Below are 5,351 nucleotides of genomic sequence, written 5' to 3'. Positions count from 1 at the left end.
ACACTGGAGCGTCTTCTGAGCCTGCTGTCGGCCTTTGAGGTCGTGGTATGGATGACGGATGGCTGGCCGCTGTATGAATCACGCCTGAAGGGAAAGCTGCACGTTATCAGCAAGCGTTACACTCAGCGCATTGAGCGACATAATCTGAATCTGAGACAACATCTGGCAAGGCTGGGACGGAAGTCACTGTCGTTCTCAAAATCGGTGGAGCTGCATGACAAGGTCATCGGGCATTATCTGAACATAAAACACTATCAGTAAGTTGGAGTCATTACCAGCCGCCCGTAGCGCCAGTCAGAGTCTGAATATTCCTTCAGAAATAAAAGAAGGGCAAACCACTGACTGGATCAACATTAACAGTGATAACGACAATAAACGCTGCGTCTCAAAAATCACCTTTTCCGGTCATACGGTGAACTCATCGGATATGGCCACGCTGAAAATTATCGGCGACGACTAACGCCAGAATATAGAAGCCACAAAAAATGAATGTTAATTACCTGAATGATTCAGATCTGGATTTTCTTCAGCATTGTAGTGAGGAACAGTTGGCAAATTTCGCCCGATTGCTCACCCATAATGAAAAAGGCAAAACTCGCCTCTCCAGCGTACTGATGCGCAACGAACTGTTTAAATCGATGGAAGGGCATCCCGAGCAACATCGCCGCAACTGGCAGCTGATTGCTGGAGAATTACAGCATTTTGGTGGCGATAGTATCGCCAACAAACTGCGCGGACACGGTAAATTGTATCGGGCCATTTTGCTCGATGTTTCAAAACGATTGAAGCTGAAAGCCGACAAAGAGATGTCTACGTTTGAAATTGAGCAACAGTTACTGGAACAATTTCTGCGTAATACCTGGAAGAAAATGGACGAGGAACATAAGCAGGAGTTTCTGCACGCGTTCGATGCGAGGGTGAATGAGCTGGAAGAGCTGCTGCCGCTGCTGATGAAAGACAAATTATTGGCAAAAGGCGTGTCGCATTTGCTTTCCAGCCAACTGACCCGCATTTTACGCACCCACGCAGCAATGAGCGTACTTGGGCATGGTTTGCTGCGCGGCGCGGGGCTGGGAGGCCCTGTAGGTGCGGCACTAAATGGGGTTAAAGCGGTCAGCGGCAGCGCCTATCGCGTGACGATTCCAGCCGTACTGCAAATCGCCTGCCTGCGCCGGATGGTTAGCGCCACTCAGGTCTGATACCGGAAACCGGGGAAAATTTTCATTTTCCCCTCAAAAGATCGTAGACACTGCCCCACTGGCTGATTATTATGCCGCGCCCTGAAAACACTACAGTTATTCAGGGAAATTATTTCACCATTCATTCGATGATGATTTTTGAGGAATTATGGGCAACACTAAGTTGGCTAATCCGGCACCGCTGGGCCTGATGGGCTTCGGCATGACCACCATTCTGCTTAACCTGCACAACGTGGGTTATTTCGCTCTGGACGGTATTATTCTTGCCATGGGCATTTTCTACAGCGGCATCGCGCAAATTTTTGCTGGTCTGCTGGAGTACAAAAAAGGCAACACTTTCGGTTTAACCGCATTCACCTCTTACGGTTCTTTCTGGCTGACGCTGGTTGCGATTCTGCTGATGCCGAAACTGGGTCTGACCGATGCGCCAAATGCACAGTTCCTTGGTGTCTACCTGGGTCTGTGGGGCGTATTTACGCTGTTTATGTTCTTCGGCACGCTGAAAGGCGCACGCGTTCTGCAATTCGTTTTCTTTAGCCTGACTGTGCTGTTTGCCCTGCTGGCGATCGGTAACATTGCCGGTAACGCCGCAATCATCCACTTTGCCGGCTGGATTGGTCTGATCTGTGGTGCCAGTGCAATCTATCTGGCGATGGGTGAAGTACTGAACGAGCAGTTTGGTCGCACCGTTCTGCCGATTGGTGAATCCCACTAATTGTTTTGAGATCCCCCCGCTCGGGGGGATTTTTTTATTCGCTAACGTCGCGTCTTGCACTCTTCGGTCTGAATGCAGCAACCACTTCTGGTGCCGTTTCAACGTATGGCCCTTCCAGCAACTGAATGCAGTACGGTACGCTGGCAAAAATACCGTGTACCACAACGTTACCCGCAGCGTCCTTCACACCTTCCAGCGTCTCTTTAATAGACTTCGGCTGACCGGGTAAGTTAAGGATCAGCGCCTGTTTGCGAATCACACCAACCTGACGCGAAAGGATCGCAGTTGGTACAAAATGCAGGCTTATCTGGCGCATCTGTTCACCAAAGCCAGGCATCTCGCGGTCCGCTACTGCCAGCGTCGCATCGGGCGTTACGTCACGACGCGCCGGGCCAGTTCCGCCCGTGGTGAGCACCAGATGGCAACTCATTTCATCCACTAGCTCACACAACGTTTGCTCGATGATCGCCTGCTCATCGGGGATTAAGCGGGTTTCCAGTTCAAACGGCGTGGTTAGCACCGATGTCAGCCATTCTTCCAGCGCAGGGATGCCTTTATCCTGATAAACGCCGCTGGATGCGCGATCAGAGATGGAAACTAAGCCAATACGTAAAGTATTCATCAAGATTTTTCCGTTTAAACAGTCTCGTTAAACAGAATGATACACTGCGAAGGGAGTGACAGACAGGCTTCAGAAGAGGTAGCGTGACCGACTTCCCGGTCACGCTAAGAATGATTACAGCAGATCGCCGATCATTTTTTCCAGTTTTTCCTGGTCAATAGCAAACTTACGGATACCTTCCGCCAGTTTATCTACTGCCATTGGATCCTGGTTGTGCTGCCACAGGAACTCGGACTCAGTGATACGCGCCGGACGCGCTTTCACTTCGCCGGTGTAAGACAGTTTACGTTCGATAGCCCCTTCGCTCTCAGCCAGCTCTTTCAGCAGTGTAGGTGCGATGGTAAGACGGTCGCAGCCTGCCAGTTCCAGAATTTCGCCGATGTTACGGAAGCTTGCGCCCATAACCACGGTTTCATAACCGTGCTCTTTGTAGTACTGGTAGATTTCAGATACAGAAACCACGCCCGGATCTTCTGCCGGAGCGTACTCTTTCTTATCAGTATTCGCTTTGTACCAGTCAAGAATACGGCCAACAAATGGCGAGATCAGGAACACGCCTGCTTCCGCACAAGCACGAGCCTGAGCGAAGGAGAACAGCAGGGTCAGGTTACAGTTGATGCCTTCTTTTTCCAGCTGTTCTGCAGCACGGATACCCTGCCAGGTAGAAGCCAGTTTGATCAGAATACGATCGTTGCTAATACCAGCATCGTTGTAGAGTTTGATCAGGCGTTTTGCTTTCGCAATTGACGCTTCGGTGTCATAGGAAAGACGCGCATCAACTTCAGTTGAGATACGACCCGGAACCAGTTTCAGGATTTCCAGACCAATATTTACTGCCAGTTTGTCGGTCGCGTCCACGATCTGCTGCGCGCGATCGTTGCTCTGCTGTTTCGCCCAGGCGACAGCATCATCAATCAACTTACGGTATTCCGGAATCTGCGCTGCGTTAAGAATGAGAGAAGGGTTGGTTGTGGCATCCTGCGGTTGATACAGCTTCATTGCCGCGATGTCCCCAGTGTCGGCCACTACGGTGGTGTACTGACGAAGGGAGGTCAATTTGTCCGTCATGATAGTATTTCTCTTTAAACAGCTTGTTAGGGGGATGTAACCGGTCTGCCCTGATGATATCACGACGCAACGTCAGCGCAACCGCCGACAAGACGGTTATCGCCAGGCGAGACTGTTTCGGATTTCTGACACTGCGTTGATATCGCCCGCCATTTTTATACAAAACCTCATGTATGCTACGCAGAAGTTATCAAGTACCTCGTAGCGTATATACTTCTTAAACAATTGGTAACGTTTACACAGGAAAGTCATCGCGACCGGCAATAAGAGGGATATGCATGCCAGATTTTTTCTCCTTTATTAACAGCGTCCTTTGGGGATCGGTAATGATTTACCTGCTCTTCGGCGCAGGTTGTTGGTTCACTTTTCGCACCGGATTTGTGCAGTTTCGCTACATCCGCCAGTTTGGCAAAAGTCTTAAAAATAGCATTCATCCACAGCCAGGCGGTTTAACCTCATTTCAGTCATTGTGTACCAGTCTTGCGGCGCGCGTGGGTAGCGGCAACCTGGCCGGCGTTGCGCTGGCTATTACCGCCGGTGGACCTAGAGCCGTCTTTTGGATGTGGGTTGCCGCGTTTATCGGCATGGCGACCTCGTTTGCCGAATGTTCCCTTGCACAACTTTATAAAGAACGTGACGTCAATGGGCAGTTTCGTGGCGGACCGGCATGGTATATGGCGCGCGGGCTGGGGATGCGTTGGATGGGCGTTCTGTTCGCCGTCTTTTTGCTCATCGCCTACGGCATAATTTTCAGCGGAGTTCAGGCGAACGCCGTTGCCCGAGCCCTGAGTTTTTCTTTTGATTTTCCCCCGCTGGTGACAGGCATTATTCTCGCTGTCTTTGCTCTGCTGGCAATCACTCGCGGTCTTCATGGCGTCGCCCGGCTCATGCAGGGGTTTGTCCCGTTGATGGCGATAATCTGGGTGCTGACCAGCATGGTGATTTGCGTAATAAATATCGGGCAACTTCCCCACGTCATTTGGTCTATTTTTGAGAGTGCTTTTGGCTGGCAGGAAGCGGCAGGCGGCGCGGCGGGATATACCTTAAGCCAGGCGATTACTAACGGTTTTCAGCGCAGTATGTTTTCCAATGAGGCGGGAATGGGTTCGACGCCAAACGCGGCAGCGGCAGCGGCGTCCTGGCCTCCGCATCCGGCAGCGCAAGGGATTGTCCAGATGATTGGCATTTTTATCGACACCCTGGTCATCTGTACGGCAAGCGCCATGCTGATATTACTGGCGGGTAACGACACAACCTACATGCCGCTGGAAGGTATTCAGCTTATCCAGAAGGCGATGCGGGTGCTAATGGGTTCCTGGGGTGCTGAGTTTGTTACCCTCGTGGTTATTCTGTTTGCCTTCAGCTCCATCGTTGCCAACTACATTTATGCCGAAAACAATCTCTTCTTTTTACGCCTGAACACCCCTAAAGCGATCTGGTGTTTGCGGATCTGCACCTTCGCAACGGTCATCGGCGGCACCTTGCTAAGCCTTCCGCTGATGTGGCAACTGGCAGATATCATAATGGCCTGCGGTAATGACTCCAACTTACTGATAGTGTTTTATGTTCAGATAATGCCCGATGACCTTGTCATGCAGCTCCACCGATTTTGAGAACGACAGTGACTTCCGTCCCAGCCTTGCCAGATGTTGTCTCAGATTCAGATTATGTCGCTCAATGCGCTGAGTGTAACGCTTGCTGATAACGTGCAGCTTTCCCTTCAGGCGTGATTCATACAGCGGCCAGC

At 51.0% G+C, this 5,351-nt stretch carries 6 protein-coding genes and 2 pseudogenes; 5 read left to right on the top strand and 3 right to left on the bottom strand.

Annotated elements, in window-relative coordinates; all coding sequences use genetic code 11:
• The 4 genes and pseudogenes from BHE85_RS10210 to satP form a co-directional block, all read left to right on the top strand.
• The coding region (locus BHE85_RS10210; protein ID WP_000317683.1) for an IS1 family transposase at positions 1 to 261 on the top strand (261 nt) is incomplete at its 5' end.
• Positions 262 to 277: 16 nt separating this feature from the next.
• Positions 278 to 460, top strand: a pseudogene (locus BHE85_RS10205) (DUF2541 family protein); the annotation flags it as partial.
• Between the two features lie 25 nt (positions 461 to 485).
• Positions 486 to 1,199, top strand: a complete 714-nt coding sequence (gene msyB, locus BHE85_RS10200; RefSeq protein ID WP_001102359.1) for an acidic protein MsyB — start codon at positions 486 to 488, stop codon at positions 1,197 to 1,199.
• 148 nt (positions 1,200 to 1,347) lie between these two features.
• Complete coding sequence (satP, locus tag BHE85_RS10195; protein ID WP_000528548.1) at positions 1,348 to 1,914, top strand: acetate uptake transporter; 567 nt, start codon at positions 1,348 to 1,350, stop codon at positions 1,912 to 1,914.
• A gap of 34 nt (positions 1,915 to 1,948) precedes the next feature.
• Here satP and mog read toward each other — a convergent pair whose 3' ends face one another.
• Together mog and tal are read right to left on the bottom strand one after the other, a co-directional pair.
• The gene (mog, locus tag BHE85_RS10190; RefSeq protein WP_001094688.1) at positions 1,949 to 2,536 is read right to left on the bottom strand and encodes a molybdopterin adenylyltransferase; all 588 of its coding nucleotides are present in this window, start codon (positions 2,534 to 2,536) and stop codon (positions 1,949 to 1,951) included.
• 114 nt (positions 2,537 to 2,650) lie between these two features.
• On the bottom strand, positions 2,651 to 3,604 hold the full coding sequence (gene tal / locus BHE85_RS10185) for a transaldolase (protein WP_000130189.1): 954 nt from the start codon (positions 3,602 to 3,604) through the stop codon (positions 2,651 to 2,653).
• A gap of 278 nt (positions 3,605 to 3,882) precedes the next feature.
• On the opposite strand from tal, the pseudogene BHE85_RS10180 reads away from it, so the two are divergent.
• Positions 3,883 to 5,163: pseudogene (locus BHE85_RS10180) on the top strand (alanine/glycine:cation symporter family protein); the annotation flags it as partial.
• On the opposite strand, the gene BHE85_RS10175 reads toward BHE85_RS10180, so the two are convergent.
• Positions 5,152 to 5,351 (bottom strand): IS1 family transposase (locus BHE85_RS10175; protein ID WP_000327172.1); only part of this gene is annotated, 200 nt, incomplete at its 5' end. The pseudogene BHE85_RS10180 and the gene BHE85_RS10175 sit on opposite strands and share 12 nt — an antisense overlap.

Source organism: Shigella sp. FC1567 (genome assembly GCF_001743015.1).
Classification (GTDB): domain Bacteria; phylum Pseudomonadota; class Gammaproteobacteria; order Enterobacterales; family Enterobacteriaceae; genus Escherichia; species Escherichia coli.
The sequence above is the reverse complement of the archived record's forward strand: the minus strand, read 5'-3'. Positions and strand labels throughout refer to the sequence as shown.

Bases quoted from the DNA above. Each gene is read 5' to 3' on its own strand.
- msyB (WP_001102359.1), top strand. From the start codon at position 486: ATGAATGTTAATTACCTGAATGATTCAGATCTGGATTTTCTTCAGCAT.
- satP (WP_000528548.1), top strand. From the start codon at position 1,348: ATGGGCAACACTAAGTTGGCTAATCCGGCACCGCTGGGCCTGATGGGC.
- mog (WP_001094688.1), bottom strand. From the start codon at position 2,536: ATGAATACTTTACGTATTGGCTTAGTTTCCATCTCTGATCGCGCATCC.
- tal (WP_000130189.1), bottom strand. From the start codon at position 3,604: ATGACGGACAAATTGACCTCCCTTCGTCAGTACACCACCGTAGTGGCC.